A 19,012-nucleotide genomic window follows, 5' to 3' on the forward strand; every position below is an offset into this window, starting at 1 on the left:
CAAAATTCCTAAACTCTTAACCACATCTAAGTATGAAAAAATGCTACTCCAATTTTGTTTGGCTAATGAAAATCAGCGCCATTCCATTTCTAATCACATTGACGTGCACAGTCAGCGCCATCGCGCTGGACGTCGACGCGCAGGACCTGCTGCGGAAAAGGATCAGTATCGAAATGAAAAACCGTTCTATCCAGTCTGTGCTGGATGCCATTGAACGGGGTTCCAATGTCAGGTTTGTATTCAGCCCGTCGATGATCGGGGCGCAGCGGATGATGTCGGTCGCAGCGCAAAACCAGACCGTACTCGATGTACTCGACAAGAATTTCAGGCCGCTCGGGATTACTTACCAGGCTACCGAAAAGGTCATTGTGCTCAGTCTTGACAAGTCGCTGGTCCAGCCGGACCACATTGTCCCAAAAACGCAGGCGCCGCCCGTTAAGAAAATTTCGGGAACGGTACTGGACGAAAAAGGTGCAGGCTTGCCCGGCGTGAGCATTCTGGTGAAAGGTACCGCTACCGGTACGACCACGAATGTGGACGGGAGCTTTGCATTCGATGATGTGGACGATGCGGCTGTGCTCATCTTCTCGTTCGTCGGCTACATAGCGCAGGAAGTGGCAGTTGCCGGCCAGTCGGTGCTGAACATATCGCTGAAACCCGATCTCAAAGAACTGGAAGAGCTGGTGGTGGTAGGTTACGGCACACAGAAGAAAGTGAACCTCACCGGCGCGATCACGTCCATTGACTCCAAGGCAATAGAGAACCGCCCGATCACCAATTCGTCGCAGGCATTGCAGGGATTGCCCGGCGTTTATGTGAATATGAACCAGGGCCGCCCCGGCGCAGACGGCGCGAACATTACCATTCGTGGTGCGAGCTCCTACAACCTGGAAACCGGCACCGGTCCGCTCGTGCTTGTGGACGGGATCGAGTTTTCGCTGCGGGATGTCAATCCGAATGATATTGAAAAGATAACTGTGTTAAAAGATGCTGCTTCTGCTGCTATTTACGGTAGCCGCGCACAAAACGGCGTTGTGCTGATCACGACGAAAACGGGTATGAAGAACACCAAAGTGCGGGTAGATTATTCGGGTTACCTGGGTGTGCAGCAGGCGACAAGGCTTCCTGATAATGTGGTTACCAATACTTTGGAATACATGGAAGGCAAGAACCGCGCCCTCGCCAATGAAGGCCGCGCCGCCGAATATTCCCCCGAGCTGATGCAGGAATACCGGAATGGGACCGATCCTTATATTTACCCCAACACCGACTGGTTTAAGCTGATGTTCAGGAATGCGGCTATCCAGGAACACAATGTGCGGCTATCGGGCGGCAGCGAAAAATCCACCTATTCGGTTTCACTCGGTTACCTCAATCAAAAGGGGATATTGCCGGGAAGCGGGGCGCAGAAATATTCTTTCAGTACCAATATCAACTCGGAGGTGACGCCCTGGCTGACCATCGGGAGCAATGTGATCGCCAACTGGTGGGACAATTACGAAGGTGCATACACGGTAAACGATGCTAATGGTGAAGGCGGGATTATGGGGCTGATCTACCGCGGGCTTCCCATGCAGACCAACCTTACCGCCAGCGGTGCCTATGCCGACCAGTGGATCCGCGTGCCGGGCCACAATTTCTTTCGGAACCCGTATGCATTATCGCTGGAAGGCAGGCATACCAACAAGAGCCTGAGAGGAATAGCAAACCTGTACGCACAGGTGAACCTCCCTTTTGACATTAAATACAAAATCACGGTTGCGCCCAACATTTACTTTGAAAACGAGAAGTACAACTATCCAGTAATCCCGCTGACTAATACCAAAACGGGCGACATCGCAAATATGGGTAACATCCCGCCGCGGGGAGTGCGGCAGGGAAGCGGGCTGAATTTCTCGTTCACCAACTTTCACACACTCAACTGGGAAAAAACTTTAAAGGAAAAGCACTACTTGAATGTGCTGGGCGGGTTCAGTCTCGAACATTTCTCGATCAGCAGGTTTACAGCCGAAAACCAGGGGTATCTCGGCAATGAGATCACCGAGCTCAATGGCGGCAGTTTGAACCCGCTCGTGACGGGTACTTCAACCAAGTCGCGCATTATGTCCACTTTTGGGCGGGTTAATTATGTTTTTAATGACAAATACCTGTTTGAGACCAATTTCCGGTTTGACGGCTCTTCCCGTTTTGATCAGTCGCGGCGCTGGGGATTCTTCCCTTCGTTCTCGGCAGGTTGGCGTATCAACGAAGAGAATTTCCTGAAAGATGTGCGCGCGATCACCAACCTGAAACTGCGCGCTTCGTGGGGCCAGCTGGGTAATCAGAACATTCCATTGTTCAGCTATATCAATGCAGTGGAGCTGAACCAGTCCGGCTATAATACCAACTATTCATTCAATAACGTGATTTCCAGCGGAGCGGCTGTGAGAACACTGGCTGACCCGACTGTCGGCTGGGAGTCGACCACCGCGAGTAATATCGGGATCGATGGGGGGCTTTTCAACAACAAGCTGACATTCGAATTCGACCTTTTTCGTAAATACACCGACGGCATTCTCGCCCGTGTAAACCTGCCTGCGCAGGTAGGAAACCTGCAAGGCCCGCTGAGTAACATAGGCTCCGTGTCCAACAAAGGCTACGAGCTGACCCTGGGCTACCGCGACAGGATCGGCGGCGTGAATTACAATTTGGCAGGTAACATCACGCATCTGGTCAATAAGGTGGAAAATACCGACGGCGCTATTTTGTACAACACCAACCGGATCATCCAGGAAGGCTCGCCGATCAACTCGTTTTTTGGTCTGGAATCAACTGGTCTTTTCCAATCCAAGGAAGAAATTGACGCAGCGCCTTTTCAGAATAATGTGACCAATCCGGGCGATATCCGGTATAAAGACCAGAATGGCGACGGGAAAATTGACAGCGGCGACCGGGTTGTGATCGGACAGTCTAACCCGGGCTACACTTACACATTCACCGCCGGGGCCGATTACAAAGGGTTTGATTTTGCGATGTTCTGGCAGGGTACCTTCAAGATTGACACCTATGTAACTGCCAATCTTGCGCAGCCCTACAAAAATGGCGCAGGCGTAACCCGCGATTGGCTGACCGACTCGTGGACACCGGAAAATCCGAATGCGTCGCTGCCACGGCTGACTACCGCAAACGGGTATCCCCAGAATTTCCAGGTATCTGATTTCTGGCTGCAAAGCATTGCCTATCTGCGTTTGAAAAATGTTCAGCTGGGCTATTCGGTACCATTGGAGCTGGTGAAAAAACTGGGTCTGGGGAGGGTAAGATTGTACGTAAACGGGCAGAACCTGATCACCGTTTCCAAATTCCGCCTGGGCGATCCCGAGCGCGATCCTTCTGCTGCCGGCGTGGTTGCTTACCCGATCGCCAAAGTGGTTTCCTTCGGACTTAATGTTTCATTCTGACCCTTTCAAAGCATTTATATATGAAATTATCTAAACTCGTTCTCGCCGCATTATTGCTTTCCGGCTGCTCCGATTACCTCGACGTAAATCCGACAGACCGTTTTACAGAAACTACATTCTGGAAAACGGAGGAGCACGCAAATGCAGGATTAACAGCTGCTTACAGTTCTCTGATGTTGGTTTATGGAAACAATATCCCTGCCACATTCGACGCGATCACGCCTAATTTTTACAGCTACGACAACCAGGCAGGAGCTGGTAACATTGCACGCGGCATTCACGATGCGGCAAATACCGGAATCATTAATTCGCGCTGGGGCAATGCTTACCAGGGTATCGGTCGGGCGAATTCGGTCATTAACCGGGTGCCCGGCATTGCAATGGACGAAACGCGCAAAAAGCTCATTGTCGCCGAGGCGCAATTCCTGCGTGCATTTTATTATTTCAGTTTATGGTCGGTGTACGGCGGGGTACCATTGATCACCGATCCGCCGGTGAAAGAGCAGGGCGAGCTGCCCCGCAACTCAGCCGAAGAGATCGAAACCCACATGCTGGCCGACCTTGACGCCGCAGCTGCTGTGTTACCTGCAACCGTTTCTGCCTCCAATAAAGGCCGCGTGAGCAAGGCGACTGCGCTTGCATTGAAGGCGCGTATTTTGTTGTACGGGGGCAAATGGGCTGCCGCCGCGCAAGCTTCCAAGGCAGTGATTGACCTGAAATCCAATGCATTGTTCCCCGATTACCGTGGGCTGTTTATGCTGGAAAATGAAGGGAACTCAGAGGTGATACTCGACGTGCAATACAAGCAGCCCGAGTTTGTGCATAGCAATGATATTCAGTTTGACCAGTTCAATTCCTTTGCCCCGACCCAGAACCTGATCGACGAATACCAGCTTACCGACGGAAAGTCCATTAAAGACTCACCACTTTACGATCCTGCAAAGCCATTTGAAAACCGCGATCCCAGGTTGAAGAATACGGTCATATATATCGGAAGCCAGTTTAAAGGAAAACCGGTGGTCGCGACGACTTATCCGCAAACGGGTTATGGTCTGAAAAAAGGGACAACTTACAAGGACAATGAAGCTTCGCCCGCAGGAAAGGTCGATAATATCTCTGACCTGAATGTGATCCTGATCCGGTACGCGGAGGTGTTGCTTACGTACGCGGAGGCGCAGAACGAGGCAGCTGGTCCCGAGGCGTCCGTTTACGAGGCGGTGAACCTGGTTCGGAAACGTGCAGGTATGCCTGAGTTACCGGCGGGACTGACACAGGCGGCAATGCGCGAGCGCCTTCGGCACGAAAGAAGGATCGAGTTTGTAGGAGAGGGGCTTTATTATTTTGACGTAAAAAGATGGAAAACGGCCGATACGGAGCTGAATGTCGATGTAACTAATTACCTCGGAAAAGTAGTGGATAACCGTTCTTTCAATCCGCAGCGCGACTATCTTTGGCCTGTTCCAACCACCGCATTGCAGACTAACCCGAACCTCGACCAAAACCCGAACTACAACCGGTAAAAAAATCAAGTATAATGGATGGATTTAAAATGAGATCAGTAGTAAGTAAATGTTTGCTGGTGCTTGCTGTGCTGGCGGTTCTTCCTGCTGATGCACAAAAGAAGAAGGCCGCAAAGCCAAACATCATTTTCATTCTCGTCGACGATATGGGCTGGGGTGATGTGGGGGCTTTCTGGCAAAATCAGCGGAATAAAAAGAATGACCGCAGCGAACCCTGGCAGTTTACACCCAGCCTGGACGCGATGGCGAAAGGGGGGGCGATGCTCACCAACCATTATTGCGCCGCGCCGGTTTGCGCGCCTTCCCGGGCGTCGATCATGCTTGGGGTAAGTCAGGGTCACGCGAATGTGCGCGACAACCAGTTTGACAAGGAACTGCAGAACACATTTACGATTGGAAACGTATTGCAAAAGGCCGGGTACAAAACGGGACTGGTGGGCAAATGGGGACTGCAGGGTTTAAAAGCTACCGAGCCCGAGTGGCCCGCTCACCCGCTTAACCGTGGTTTTGACTATTCCTATGCTTATATCAAGCACGTGGACGGTCACGAGCATTATCCGAAAGAGGGGATTTACAGAGGCAAAAAGAAGGTTTGGGAAAATAAAACCGAAGTGTCCGACGGACTGGATAAATGCTTTACAACAGACCTGTGGACTGCGGCTGCCAAGAACTGGATCGTAAAAGAAACGAATGCCGGCAAAAAGGACCAGCCGTTCTTCCTGTACCTCGCCTATGACGTGCCCCACGCAGTGCTGGAACTTCCGACCCAGCAATATCCGGCAGGTGGTGGATTGAAAGGGGGACTTCAATGGCTGGGAACGCCGGGTAAAATGATCAATACAGCCAGCGGCACGCCGGATTCGTACATTCATCCCGATTACGCCAATGCGACTTACGACGATGATAAAAATCCCTCAACCCCGGAAAAACCCTGGCCCGATACTTACAAAAGGTATGCAACACTTTGCCGCCGCATTGACGATGGTATCGGTGATATTTTCAGGTTGCTCAAAGACCTGAAAATTGACGAGAATACCATGGTCGTATTTACTTCGGACAATGGACCTTCAATCGAATCGTATCTTCCCAAAGAGCACGTGGATTACAGTCCGGAGTTTTTCAACAGTTTTGGTCCTTTCGACGGGATCAAGCGGGATGTTTGGGAGGGCGGCGTGCGTGTTCCTACCATCGTGAGCTGGCCCGGGCAGATCCCGGCCAACCAGGTGATCGATACCCCAAGTGCCTCCCACGACTGGCTCTCCACCTTCGCCGACGCAGCCCACATACCCGCTCCCGCGCGCGTGGATGGCGTGACCTTATTGCCGCATCTGACAGGAAAAGGCAGGAAAAACGAGAGTCTGGTTTACATTGAATATGACCAGAATGGCAAAACGCCCGACTTCGAAGAGTTCTCTGCCAACCACAGATCGCGGCAGCGAAACCAGATGCAGAAGATCCGGAAAGGGGATTATGCAGGCGTAAGATACAGGATCAAATCGGCAGAGGATGATTTTGAGATTTACAACGTTGCAAAGGACCCACAGGAAACGAGGAACCTGGCGTCAGATCCGGCATTCAAACAAATGCAGCAGGATTTCAAAGCACAGGTACTGCAAGTCCGGCGACCTGATGAAGAAGCGCCCCGCCCGTACGACAATGCGCTGATCCCGCCCGTATCGCAGAAAGGAGCGAAGCCGGGTTTGAAGTTCAGGGTTTATGAAGGTGATTTTCCGTGGATCGCGGATTTAAAAGACACAAAGCCTGCCCGCGAGGGTACCCTTTCTTCTTTGGACTTCTCTGACTTCAAGACAAAGAAAGGTTTGATTGTGATCGAAGGTTTGATACATATTGAAAAAGATGGTACCTACGAAATGGCGATGTCGGGCAGCAGCGGTTTCCTGCTAAAACTGCACCAGGCGAATGTACTGGATGGAAGTTTTGATGCGCAGAAAGACCAGCGGGTTACAGGTTCAGTGCATTTGAAAGCGGGTGAGCATCCTGTCAGGATCTTCTACCAGTTAAAAGAGGGTATTACGCCAAAGCTTTCGCTGGAATGCAACTTTGCAGGAGGTAAAGGCAGTTCCATGCCGGTTGAGACACTTTTCCGTTACTAAACGAGCTGTTTGTAACAACAACTCCAATCACCTTTAAGAAAATATGCTGCGCAGTCATAGACCATGATTGCGCAGCATTCTTTTTTATAGCTGTTTCAGTAGGTGTGGTTTGATTATTGTGTTCTGAATGATGTAACACATCTTTGAAGAAGGCATTTCTAAAAACAACCACATTTACATGGAACATCTTAACCGCGAGCAGATTGACGGAATGGAGAAATTTTACCGTATCAATCTGATCAATAGCCTGGTAGGGTTTAAATCACTGAACCTGCTGGGCACGGCGGGTGAAGATAAAGTGACTAATCTTTGCGTTGTAAGTTCGGCTTTTCACCTGGGCGCAAATCCGCCGCTGGTCGGTTTGGTCATGCGGCCCCAGCGGGAGCATAATGATACTTTGAAAAATATCAGGGCAACTGGCGAATATACATTAAACAATGTGCTGCCCGACTGGTACAAACAAGCGCATCAGACCAGCGCCAGCTATCCTTCCGGGATTTCGGAATTCGATGCCTGCGGGTTTGAACCTTTTTATTCCGAAGGCTTTTCGGCTCCGTTTGTAAAACAATCCACCGTGCGCATTGGTCTGAAATTACGGCAGATGATGGACGTAGAGCTGAATGGTACCACCATTGTAATCGGTGAAATTGTGCGGATCGTTGCGGAGGATATGATGATAGGGGAGGACGGGACGATCGATCACGAGAAAGCAAGTACCATGACAGTTGCCGGACTGGACGCCTACTTCATCCCTCAGCCGGTAGGCAGGCTCGCTTACGCCAAGCCGGGAACCGAGCCAAGGGAAATCCCCATGCATTAATTCTCTTTTACTCCGACTGACATGAAAATTTTACTGACAGGTGCGACAGGGTATATAGGACAGCGTTTGCTGCCTGTACTGCTGGAACAAGGGCACGAGATTGTGTGTGCAGTCCGGGATGCATCCAGGTTTGACAAGGGCCGGTTCGAGAACGGGGAGTCGCTGCATGTGATCGAAGTGGATCTGCTGCGGGAAGCGACATTGGATGCCATTCCCAGGGATATCGATGCCGCATATTATCTGGTGCATTCCATGTCCACTGCAGGTGCATTTTCAAGCAGCGAAGAGCAGTCAGCCAGAAATTTCATCAAAGCGCTGGATAAGACAACTGCCCGGCAGTGTATATTCCTGGGCGGGATCATCAATGACAGTAAATTGTCCGTGCACCTTTCGTCGAGGAAAAATGTCGAAGAGATCCTGGGCGCGGGACGCGTGCCGCTCACCAGCTTGCGTGCAGGTATCATCGTTGGTTCCGGCAGCGCCTCTTTCGAAATTATCCGGGACCTGGTAGAAAAGCTTCCCGTCATGATCGCTCCAAAGTGGCTTCACACGCGCTGTCAGCCCATTTCCATAAGAAATGTGATTGAGCTGTTGTCGGGTGTGTTAATGAAAGAATTTACCTTCAACCGGCATTTTGACATTTACGGTCCTGATATCCTCACTTACAAAGGAATGCTGCTCGGCTTTGCGAACGCGCGTGGCTTGCGACGGTCGATCTATACTGTGCCGGTGATGACGCCGAAATTGTCTTCGTACTGGTTGTATCTCGTTACATCCACTTCCTATGTGCTGGCGAAAAACCTGGTGGCGAGTATGAGCGTGGATGTGGTGGCGCGGGAGAATGAACTGTGCGAGAAACTTGGGGTCACGCCGGTGAGCTATCAGCAGGCGATACGCATTGCATTTGACAAAATAGAACAGAACCTGGTACTGTCCAGCTGGAAGGATGCCTGGGGAGGTACCTACTCCAAAAAGATGGTCGACAAGCAGCTGAGTCCGCCTAAATACGGCGTTTTTCAGGATAAGAAAACGCGCACCGCCACCGACGTTTCCCGCTCTACAGATCGCATCTTTGCTATCGGCGGCAAGTCGGGCTGGTACTACGCCGATTGGCTGTGGCGTTTCCGCGGCTTTCTGGATAAGCTGTTCGGCGGCGTTGGACTGAGTCGCGGGCGAAAAAACAGGAACCAGGTAGTGATCGGGGATACGCTTGACTTCTGGCGGGTGATTTACGCGAACCGGGAAGAACGGCGCCTGCTATTGTATGCAGAAATGAAGCTACCGGGAGAAGCCTGGCTGGAATTTTGCATTGAAGGCGATCAGATCAGGCAAACGGCCACATTCCGGCCGCTGGGACTGGGAGGCAGGCTTTACTGGTACGCCGTACTGCCATTTCATTATTTTATTTTCAATGGAATGATCGACAGGATTGCAGAATAAGGCAGCTGTTTCGCAGACCTGAGTTACCTATACACTTTGCATCAGATACCAGATCAACAGAATGCTTATCACGAAAATAACCGCAGTAAGCAGTTTTACCAGGAGCGTGGAGTGATAATACTGCCCGGCTTCCAGCTGGCGTTTGGTGTCGATGTACCTGATGTAGGAGAATAGTGTTGTAAGTGCGCCCATTCCCACCAGCAAAATCCCTATCAAAGGCGAGTATCCCGTGGAAGGTACTTCCGCTTTGTGGCCCAGTACGGCTGTGATCTGCCGCACGAAAAGTGAAAATTTCACGACCACAAAACCAAATCCCATAATACCGATGCTTGTCCTGATCCAGGCAAGGAAGGTGCGCTCATTGGCGAGATGGTCGTTTGGGTTATGCTTTTTAGCTTGCTGCTCCATTGTTAAAGATTTTTCACAAATTGCTAATATAGCCGCTCTGTCAATCGATTGCTATAAACAGGTTGCTCCTGCGACTTTGCGCGGCTTACATAAATGCTGGAACAACCCTCATTCTGGCTACAAATCACCCTGATTTGGCTACAAACGCAGTGCTGCATCACCCGAAATTTGCTTTCTCAAATTCAAAGCAGATACAAAAATGCAAGCACAGGAAAGTAAAGTAGCACTGGTTACCGGTGCCAATCAGGGAGTAGGATTTCAGGTTGCCAAAGCCCTCGCAGAGAACGGCTATATCGTTTATGTTGGCTCACGTAACCTGCAAAATGGCCTCGCCGCTGCCGAACAGATCGGCGGCAATGCACGGGCAATTCAAATAGATGTGACAGACAGGAAGTCTGTTGAAAATGCGGCTGCGACGGTGCAGCAAGACTTTGGCCGGCTGAACCTGCTGGTCAATAATGCAGCCATTTCAAATGCCGGAGCGCCCGGAAGAACGTTGGCAGAAATCATGGCCAGCAACCGCCCAAGCATTTCGTCGGTAGATGAAATGCGCAGCGTTTGGGAAACCAATGTGTTTGGAGTAGTCGTGGTCACGCAGATATTCCTGCCACTGCTTCGCGAAGCCACAGTGCCGCGCATTGTGAATGTATCGAGCATACTGGGTTCGCTTACCCTGGCGAGAGACCCGGAAAATCCGTACGAGTCGAACTTTGAAATGACTTATGGCGCATCCAAAACAGCCCTCAATGCAGTTACAGTGGCATTTGCCAATGAACTGGAAAAAAGCGGAATCAAGGTAAGTGCAGTAAGCCCGGGCTTTACGGCCACTGCCCTCAACAACTTCGAAGGAACGGATTCAGTGGAAGTAGGTTCCCTCGAACCGATCCGGGTAGCTCTGGAAGAAGACGGCCCCACCGCACTCTTTACAGGACCAAACCAGGAAGTTTATCCCTGGTAAACTTAATTGCTAGTAAGAAATGCGCATCTGCGGCGATCAATTCGCCGCAGATTTTGTTTTTCAATTTTAAACGCCAACAATGAAAAAGTCAGATCTCCTCCGGTTTCGCTCCATTTCTTCTATACATCAGGCACTTGGGTTGCCAAAGCCGCAGCATCCGTTGATCAGCCTCACACATTTCAATGAGAACAATCAATTCCCTATGGGAAGGGCGCCTGTTTATGACGTACTGGATTTTTACAAAATCAAATTCAATGCACAAAATAGCGGCAGGCTCAAATACGGGCAGCATTACTACGATTTTGAAGAGGGGAGTATGATGTTTATGGCACCGCAGCAGCTGGTAGGTGCCGCCGACGATCAGGCTGGTGGCGAATCTTATGTGCTGCTCATTCATCCCGATTTTCTGCTGGGTTATCCTTTGGCGCAGAAGATCAGGCAGTACAGCTATTTTTCTTATTCGGTCAATGAGGCTTTGCATTTGTCCGATCAGGAAAAAGAGATCGTGCTTTCGATATACCATATCATTGAACGTGAGCTGAATAGTCGCGTCGATGAATTCAGTCAGGAGATCGTCGTGGCCCAGCTTGAACTACTGCTGAGCTACGCCAGCCGGTTTTACAAAAGACAATTCGTGACACGCAGAGCCACCTGCAATACCATTCTGGAAAGAACAGAATGCGTGATCAATGACTATCTCAACAACCAGAAGGCGCTCGATAATGGACTGCCTACTGTGCAGTACCTGTCGGAACAACTGAATGTTTCTTCTGGCTATCTGAGCGATATACTTCGTTCGCTGATCGGCCAGAATGCACAGCAATACATTCATGAAAAACTCGTGGAAAAAGCCAAGGAAAGACTCTCGACAACAGATCTGACCGTGAGCGCGATCGGTTATGAGCTCGGCTTTGAGCACTCGCAGAGTTTCAACAAGTTTTTCAAGAACAAAACGCGGCAATCTCCCCTGGAATTCAGGCAATCTTTTATGAATGTTTAAATCGGTAGGAAGAAAATCTTACAACTATTAAGTTGATTTTAGAATCGTTGCGGTTGTTATTCTACTTTGAAGAACACTATATACGTATTGCTACGGTAGGAAACCAGTGATACCGGCTTTTCGACTGCCGGACTACGCAGTGGCATGGAATTAATAAATTTCTGATAGTTATGGTTTGAAGCCTTGTGGAAGGCGGGCCAAAAACACAAACATTTTTATCAGAAGCTGCAGTTGATTTCACTTAACATTCCCGGCCTGGCGCAGGCAAGACACGATCACCATTCGTTTGTAGAAGCCCTGCGCTTGAAGATCAACGGGCAAGCCGAAAAACCTGTCAATGCAGCCGCGCTGACCCAATATGCGCACGGACTTGGTCCATGGTTGTATGCACACGCAATGGTAGCCTATGCTGAAATTGACCAGCTTCGGGACATTGAAGAACTGCATGCAGGTATCCACAAACTCGCCGCGCAAATAAACCTGCTTATTTCTGAGCAAAAGAATAATGAAGCCAAAGCTGTATATGAACAGGTCGTTGCGCTGGATAAAGAGCTCACCCGCAAACTGGACGAAATACTTCAGCTCCCTGCACTGCATCAGGAAGTTTTGAATGTCACCCCCGAAACGTTGAAAATCGACAGACGGGCATTGTTTGAAGCAATTATTGAGAATGCGCCTGTTGCCATGATGGTGATGACAGGCCCCGATCATATCATATCGATTGCCAATGAGCGTATGATCGAAATGCTCGGGAAAGATGCTTCCATACTCGGCAAACCTGCAAGCGTGGCGGTTCCGGAGATTGCTGTACAGCCTTATCTGGATATCCTTACTTCGGTATTAAAGACCAAAGAAAGCTACAAGGCCAAGGGAATGCCGGGTTACCTGACGAAAGATGGCGTAACCACGAATCACTACTTTGATTTTACCTATAAACCTTTGTTGGACGCTAATGGTGATGCTTACGGCATTATGGCCATTTCGGTGGACGTGACCGAAACCGTAGAGGCAGAGCTGGCTGCAAAAAGAAGTGCAGCCGCGCTATGGGAGTCGGAGGTGAACAGCCAGATTAAAACTTCGGTGCTGGAATACTGCGAGCTGATCATCGGTATCAGCCATTTGGAACCCATGCCGGAGCCGCTGTATAACAATCAATATACACTTGACAGGCTGGGCTGGAAGCATAATAAAGGCAGGACGCTCATTGATGCGGTCTATCCCGAAGACCGTGATTTTGTGCTGAAAGTTCTTCCTGAGATTTATGCCCGAAAAGGCGGTAGCTATGAAATCCGATTATGGAATGAGGTTACCAAAGAGCCGTTTTGGGTACAATGGAATGTGATGGTCATCGATGATCCTTCCACGGGTTTGCCAGCTATCCTGGCGACTGTAAGCCCTGACATTACCGAACGCAAACAGCAGCAGATACTAATGCAGCAGCAGCAACAATCGTTGCTGGATGCCATTGAAGTGGCGCAACTCGGTACCTGGAGCATGGATATTGCGACGCAAAAAGCAACTTTCTCCCAGCGCCACCTGAGTATGTTTGGCGTGACCGCACGGGATATGGACCTCGAAACCGCTATCAACCACGTCGTCGAAAGTGAAAGGGCACAATTGGTCAATGCATTTTTCGATGCGCTAAAACCGGGCAGCGACGGGAAGTTTGAAGCCGAATACACGATTATTCACGGCAAAACGGGCAAAGCGCACATTATTCATACGAAGGGACAAACGAACTATGATCCTTCCGGAAAAGCCGTAAGTATCTCAGGCATTGCGCAGGATGTGACGATGCTACGGACACAGCAGCAGTCGCTTGAAGCGCTGGTGGAGCTGCGTACCAAGGAGCTTGACGCCAGTAACAAGAAGCTTGCGGAAGGTAATCAGAGATTGCAGCAGGCTAATTTGCTGCTGCGCCGTTCCAATGAGGATCTGAACCGGTTTGCATACGTAGCTTCACACGATTTGCAGGAGCCGCTCCGGAAAATACAGCAATTCGGAAGCAGGTTAATGGCCGAGTTTGAAACGACATCACCGAAAGGACAGGACTACCTGAGCAGGATGAGTGCAGCCGCAGGTAGAATGTCGTCATTAATCAACGACCTGCTTACCTTCTCGCGCGTTTCTACCAGCGACAGCCCCGCAGGGCGTGCATCCCTGAAACACATTGTTGAGCAGGTAATTACAGACCTGGAAGTGCAGATCAGTCAGGCAGACGCTACGTTCGAGATTGGACCGTTACCGGACGTGCCGGGAAACACAACGCATTTAACGCAGCTTTTTCAAAACCTGGTGAGCAATGCGATCAAATTTCGTAAAGTTGATCCCGATGGGAACTTCATACCTCCAACCGTGAAAATCCATTCGCAGCGGATCGCCCACGAGGAACTGCCGGAAGCGCAACAATCGCTTGCGGCGGACATGCATTATTACCGCATTGATATTTCCGATGATGGTATCGGCTTTGATACGGTTTATCTTGACCGCATCTTTCAGGTTTTTCAGCGACTGCACGGCCGCAGTGAATACACGGGAACGGGTATCGGCCTTGCCATTTGTGAGCGCATTGTGGTCAATATGGGCGGGATGATCACGGCGATCAGCAGCCCCGGGAATGGATCAACTTTTCAGATATACCTTCCGGATAGTCAGTAAGTAAAGCTCTTTGCGCCAATATTGATTTTTGCAAATGCTGATGTTCGACTTCCGGTCGGGTACTTCAATTGGGGTGCGTCAATGCCCTGAACTGATTGGGCGTCTGACCTACGCGTTGTTTGAAGAGTCTGGTAAAATGCTGCGGATATTTGAAGCCCAGTTCAAATGCAACCTCATTGACCGTTTTGTTCCTGTCGAAAATTTTCTCTTTCGCAGTGTCTATTACCTTCGCCTGAATGTATTCCTGCGCCGTTTGTCCGGTCTCTTTTTTGATCAGATCACCGAAATACTTGGCAGAAAGGTTTAGCGCTGTTGCGAAATACCCGACGGATGGAAGGCCGTTCAATACCGGCTTATCCGAAAGAAAATAATCTTTAAGCAGCGACTCAAAGCGTTCCAGAATGCCCGAATGCGCGGTTTGTCTCGTGAGAAACTGCCGGTCGTAAAAGCGGGAACAGTAATCCAGAAAAAGCTCGATGTTGGAGACGATCAGTTTTCTGCTGTGCTTGTCAATCGCATGTTCGAGCTCGTACCGGATTTTGCCCAGGCAGTCCAGAACAATCTGCCTTTCCCTTTCCGAGATATGAAGCGACTCGCTGTTCTGATAACTGAAAAAATTATAATCGTGTATGTGCTGGTTGAGTGAAGTCCCGTGCAGCAGGTCGGGGTGGAAAACGAGCGCGTAGCCTTTGGGCTGATAGAGCTCGCCATTATTCTCAATCTGTACCACCTGACCGGGCCCGAAGAATACCAATGTTCCTTCCTGGTAGTCGTAAAGCTGTTTTCCATACCGGAGGTCACCGCAATGGACCTCTTTCAAAAACACAAAGTACATACCGAGGTACATATTGCTGTTCCCGCGCTTATTGGCCTTGGAGAGATCAATTACGGTAACCAGCGGATGCAGTGTTTCCTGTTGGTTAAATGAATTGTATTGACTCACGGAGTCAAACCGGATCAGCTTTTCCATATCACTTTGTTTTTTAACTGATTCAAATTTAATGGATTCGTAAGATGGCGTTTCAATTGCGCGTGCAAATCAGGAATAATGGTAGACATTTCAGGAATCTGTATACCAGCTGCGCCCGGGAAGTGTATGACATTTGCATTGTTTAAGTAGCATCAACACTGACGCCGGGCATGCAAATGTTAGCATGTTGAGCGGAATAAGTGGCGCGATTTGTAAACAGAAATGATTATGAAAAAGAGAACATTAGGAAATAGCGGTCTGGAAGTTTCAGCACTTGGACTAGGCTGCATGGGGCTGAGTTTTGGTTACGGTCCGGCCACAGAAAAGCAAGACGCAATCAGGCTGATCCGTGCTGCTTTTGAACGCGGCGTTACGTTTTTTGACACTGCCGAAGCCTATGGGCCATATACAAATGAAGAGGTGGTAGGGGAAGCCTTGAAGCCGTTCCGTAATAAGGTAGTTATTGCCACCAAGTTCGGGTTCAGAAATGGGAAGCCCACAGAAGGTGTAGACAGCCGCCCTGAAAATATCCGGGCTGTGGCAGAAGCTTCGCTCAAAAGACTCCATGTAGATACAATAGACCTTTTTTACCAGCATCGCGTGGATCCCAACGTTCCCATTGAAGAGGTTGCAGGAACGGTAAAAGAGTTAATTCAGGAAGGAAAGGTAAAGCACTTTGGTTTGTCAGAAGCGGGCGCCGCTACCATCCGCCGGGCACATGCAGTATTGCCGGTTACTGCTTTGCAAAGTGAGTACTCATTGTGGTGGCGGGAGCCGGAGGAAAGCATTCTGCCTACATTGGAAGAGCTGGGCATTGGCTTTGTTCCGTTCAGTCCATTGGGAAAAGGCTTTCTGACGGGCAAAATCAATGAGGATACTTCCTTTGACAAAAGTGATTTCCGGAATACTGTACCCAGATTTTCAGAAGAGAACCGGAAAGCAAATCAGGGCCTGGTAGATGTGATTACAACAATAGCGACCGAAAAACAGGCGACGCCTGCGCAGATTGCGCTGGCTTGGCTACTTGCCCAAAAGCCCTGGATAGTGCCGATTCCTGGAACAACCAAACTGCACCGACTGGAAGAAAACCTCGGTGGGGCCGAAATCAACCTTTCAGAAGCTGATTCGACGAATATTGCTCAGGCGCTGGCTGGTATCGACGTACAAGGCGGAAGGTATCCCGGAGAAATGCAGAAGCACATTGACAGATAAATCGGGAACCAACGCGTGTCAATCTCCCCGCAAGCTCCTTACGGGATTCATCAGCGCGGCTCTGATACTTTGAAAACTGACTGTTATCAGGGCAATCGCAATCGCCAGCAGACCGGCTGCTGCAAAGGTCCACAACGGAATGTCCGTCCTGTATGCAAAGTCCTGTAACCACCAGGTCATTGCGTACCAGGACAGGGGAGAAGCCAGGAGAATGGCGATACCGACCGGTTTAAGAAAATCCCTCGAAAGCAGCACGACAACACTGCCGACACTGGCGCCAAGTACTTTCCGGATGCCGATTTCTTTCGTCCGGTTTTTAGCCGTAAACATCGCCAGACCTAATAAGCCCAGGCACGCAATACTGATAGCTACCACTGCGAACCAGCTGAAAAGTGTTGCCACCCGCTCGTCGGATTCGTACTGCTGCTGAAAGTGATCATCGAGAAAGAAGAACTCAAATGCATTGCCGGGAAAGGCTTCTTCATAGGTTGCTTCCAGCGTTTTAACGGTCTGCATTGCATTTTTGCTGCCTAGCGCAACCGTCAAGAAGCTGCTGTTCCAGGGGATATGCTGGAAAATGATGGGGCGGTTGGCTGTTTTCAGCGATTGCTGGTGAAAGTCATCGACTACGCCGACTATCTTTCTGGGTATCGTGTTGCCAATTTCCTGATCAATCGCCTGTGCTGCACTTGCAAAGCCGAAAGCCTTTAATGCACTTTCATTGATGATCACGGATCCGTCGTCCAGCGACAGATCTTTGTGGAAGTTTCGTCCTGCCAATAACCTGATCTGATAGGCAGGGATAAAATCCTCGTCGATCGCCAGCATACTGCACAGCTTATACTCGGAAGCAGGCTGATGGAATCTTTGCCACTCGTCTGTCCAGAAAATCTCCTGTCCCGGCACTTCCGACGAGGCTGTTACCCGGCGGAAACCGGTATGTGCCAGTGCCTGGTCTTTGAAAAAACGGATATCATTGGTAAAGCTGTCGGTGCGCAGCACTTTCGGAGCTTTGATGATCAGTTTCTGATTGATGTTCATTCCAAGATCCTGCGCCTGCATGAAAGTGAGCTGCTGGTTAATAACGAGCGTGGCGATGATCAGGAATACCGAGATCGTGAATTGAAATACCACCAAAGCTTTACGAAAGGATTCGCCACCGGCTTTCTTCGGCAGATATCCTTTCAGAATGGCAATCGGTTTGAAGGACGAAAGCACAAAAGCAGGATAGAATGCGGAAAGGAAGAAACCCAGGCAGATTACCGTCAGGGATACCAGCCAGAGTCCCGGGCTGAGCAGCATGGAGAAGCCGTTTGTCGCCTGTATCCAGTCTGCAAAGAACATCAGTCCGAGCGCGAAGAAACCTACTCCGATAAGCACGGACAGCAGGTTAAATCCCAAAGATTCAACCAGGAATTGCTGGACCAGCTGCCGTTTTTCAGAACCCAGCGCTTTGCGGATACCAACTTCCTGCGCGCGTTCAATTCCTTTTGCCGTGGATAAGTTGATGTAATTAAGCCAGCCGATTGCCAGAATAAGGAATGCGACCAGGATCAGCACATAAACGATGACGATCTTTCCATTCGCTTCTACTTCTGAGGCAGTTTGCGAATGCAGGTGAATGGAACGCAGGGGTTGTAAAACGAATGCCTGCCGGATATTGTACCTGTTCAGCCGCTTACCGATATTCTTCTCGATCACACCGGAGAGCCGGGCTTCCAGTGCGGCAGGAGCGGTGCCCGGTTTCAGGAGCAGATAGGTATAGAAATTGGTCCAGTACCAGCCTCCCGTGGCAAACTGCTTATTTTTAAGCAGGTTTTGAATGGAAAATACGAAGTCGAAGTGAATGTGACTGTTTGAAGGGATATCTGCAAAAATGCCTTCCACTACGTAATCCCCTCCCTGCCACTCGGAGCTTAACCGGAGCGTTTTGCCAACCGGATCTTCCTGTCCGAAGTATTTCCGCGCCATTGTTTCCGAGATCACAACAGACTCAGGTCGACGCAGCACCTGGCCCGCGTTGCCTTTCAGCAGCGGAAATGAGAACACGTTGAATAAAGAAGAGTCGGCGTAAAAGGCTCTTTTCTCGTGGTAGCTGACAAGGTCGCCTGTCGGTTTTCGGTAACTGATCATGCCGTCGGCCCTGTGTAGCCGCACAAAATCTTCCATCTCCGGAAATGCCTCTTTGATCGCGGGCGCTTCGGCGTAGTAGCTGATTACACTGCTGTTCGTCAGAACATCCTGTTTATAATCATCAAGCCGGATGCGGTAAATGCGATCTGCTCTGGAGTGGAATGCATCATAGCTCAGCTCGGAGAAAACATACTGCGTGATCAGTAGAAAAGCAGCTATGCCGGACGCTAACCCGAAAATCATGATAAACGAAATTGATTTATCCTTTAACAGATTTCGCCAGGCAATTTTGATGTAATTGTAGAGCATAGCCAACGGAATGAATGCGGATGTTGGCTAAAT

The 19,012-nt window shown here is 49.9% G+C and carries 12 protein-coding genes; 9 read left to right on the forward strand and 3 right to left on the reverse strand.

Annotation, left to right across the window (positions count from 1 at the left end; genetic code table 11):
- The first annotated feature begins 32 nt into the window (after positions 1 to 32).
- The 5 genes from ASG33_RS15775 (at position 33) to ASG33_RS15795 (ending at position 9,331) form a co-directional block, all read left to right on the forward strand.
- Positions 33 to 3,437, forward strand: a complete 3,405-nt coding sequence (locus ASG33_RS15775; protein ID WP_056287303.1) for a TonB-dependent receptor — start codon at positions 33 to 35, stop codon at positions 3,435 to 3,437.
- Between the two features lie 20 nt (positions 3,438 to 3,457).
- Positions 3,458 to 4,957, forward strand: coding sequence for a RagB/SusD family nutrient uptake outer membrane protein (locus tag ASG33_RS15780; RefSeq protein ID WP_056287305.1), 1,500 nt, complete (start codon positions 3,458 to 3,460; stop codon positions 4,955 to 4,957).
- A 29-nt stretch (positions 4,958 to 4,986) separates the two neighbouring features.
- Entirely contained in the window at positions 4,987 to 7,071 is a 2,085-nt protein-coding gene (locus tag ASG33_RS15785) for a sulfatase-like hydrolase/transferase (RefSeq protein WP_082489256.1), read from the forward strand.
- A gap of 178 nt (positions 7,072 to 7,249) precedes the next feature.
- Positions 7,250 to 7,891 carry a flavin reductase family protein gene (locus tag ASG33_RS15790; RefSeq protein ID WP_056287306.1) on the forward strand — a complete coding sequence of 214 codons (642 nt, stop codon included), beginning with the start codon at positions 7,250 to 7,252 and terminating at the stop codon, positions 7,889 to 7,891.
- 21 nt (positions 7,892 to 7,912) lie between these two features.
- Positions 7,913 to 9,331, forward strand: a complete 1,419-nt coding sequence (locus ASG33_RS15795) for an SDR family oxidoreductase (RefSeq protein WP_056287308.1) — start codon at positions 7,913 to 7,915, stop codon at positions 9,329 to 9,331.
- Positions 9,332 to 9,358: 27 nt separating this feature from the next.
- Here ASG33_RS15795 and ASG33_RS15800 read toward each other — a convergent pair whose 3' ends face one another.
- Positions 9,359 to 9,739 carry a YidH family protein gene (locus ASG33_RS15800; RefSeq protein WP_056287310.1) on the reverse strand — a complete coding sequence of 127 codons (381 nt, stop codon included), beginning with the start codon at positions 9,737 to 9,739 and terminating at the stop codon, positions 9,359 to 9,361.
- A 199-nt stretch (positions 9,740 to 9,938) separates the two neighbouring features.
- Between ASG33_RS15800 and ASG33_RS15805 the strand changes: the two genes are divergently transcribed.
- From ASG33_RS15805 to ASG33_RS15815, 3 genes are all read left to right on the forward strand, one after another.
- Positions 9,939 to 10,697, forward strand: coding sequence for an SDR family NAD(P)-dependent oxidoreductase (locus ASG33_RS15805; RefSeq protein ID WP_056287312.1), 759 nt, complete (start codon positions 9,939 to 9,941; stop codon positions 10,695 to 10,697).
- 79 nt (positions 10,698 to 10,776) lie between these two features.
- A complete protein-coding gene (locus ASG33_RS15810) occupies positions 10,777 to 11,697 on the forward strand; it encodes an AraC family transcriptional regulator (protein WP_056287314.1) in 921 nt (306 codons plus the stop codon).
- Between the two features lie 231 nt (positions 11,698 to 11,928).
- A complete protein-coding gene (locus tag ASG33_RS15815) occupies positions 11,929 to 14,355 on the forward strand; it encodes an ATP-binding protein (RefSeq protein WP_157474802.1) in 2,427 nt (808 codons plus the stop codon).
- Positions 14,356 to 14,419: 64 nt separating this feature from the next.
- Here the strand turns inward: ASG33_RS15815 and ASG33_RS15820 are convergent, their stop codons facing one another.
- On the reverse strand, positions 14,420 to 15,325 hold the full coding sequence (locus ASG33_RS15820) for an AraC family transcriptional regulator (protein ID WP_056287318.1): 906 nt from the start codon (positions 15,323 to 15,325) through the stop codon (positions 14,420 to 14,422).
- Between the two features lie 228 nt (positions 15,326 to 15,553).
- Here ASG33_RS15820 and ASG33_RS15825 point away from each other — a divergent pair, with 228 nt between their 5' ends.
- Positions 15,554 to 16,537 (forward strand): aldo/keto reductase, encoded by a 984-nt coding sequence (locus ASG33_RS15825; RefSeq protein WP_056287320.1) that lies wholly within the window; start codon positions 15,554 to 15,556, stop codon positions 16,535 to 16,537.
- 18 nt (positions 16,538 to 16,555) lie between these two features.
- Here the strand turns inward: ASG33_RS15825 and ASG33_RS15830 are convergent, their stop codons facing one another.
- Complete coding sequence (locus ASG33_RS15830) at positions 16,556 to 18,913, reverse strand: ABC transporter permease (RefSeq protein ID WP_162242750.1); 2,358 nt, start codon at positions 18,911 to 18,913, stop codon at positions 16,556 to 16,558.
- Positions 18,914 to 19,012 lie beyond the last annotated feature (99 nt).

Origin of the sequence: Dyadobacter sp. Leaf189 (genome assembly GCF_001424405.1) — a bacterium.
Taxonomy (GTDB): domain Bacteria; phylum Bacteroidota; class Bacteroidia; order Cytophagales; family Spirosomataceae; genus Dyadobacter.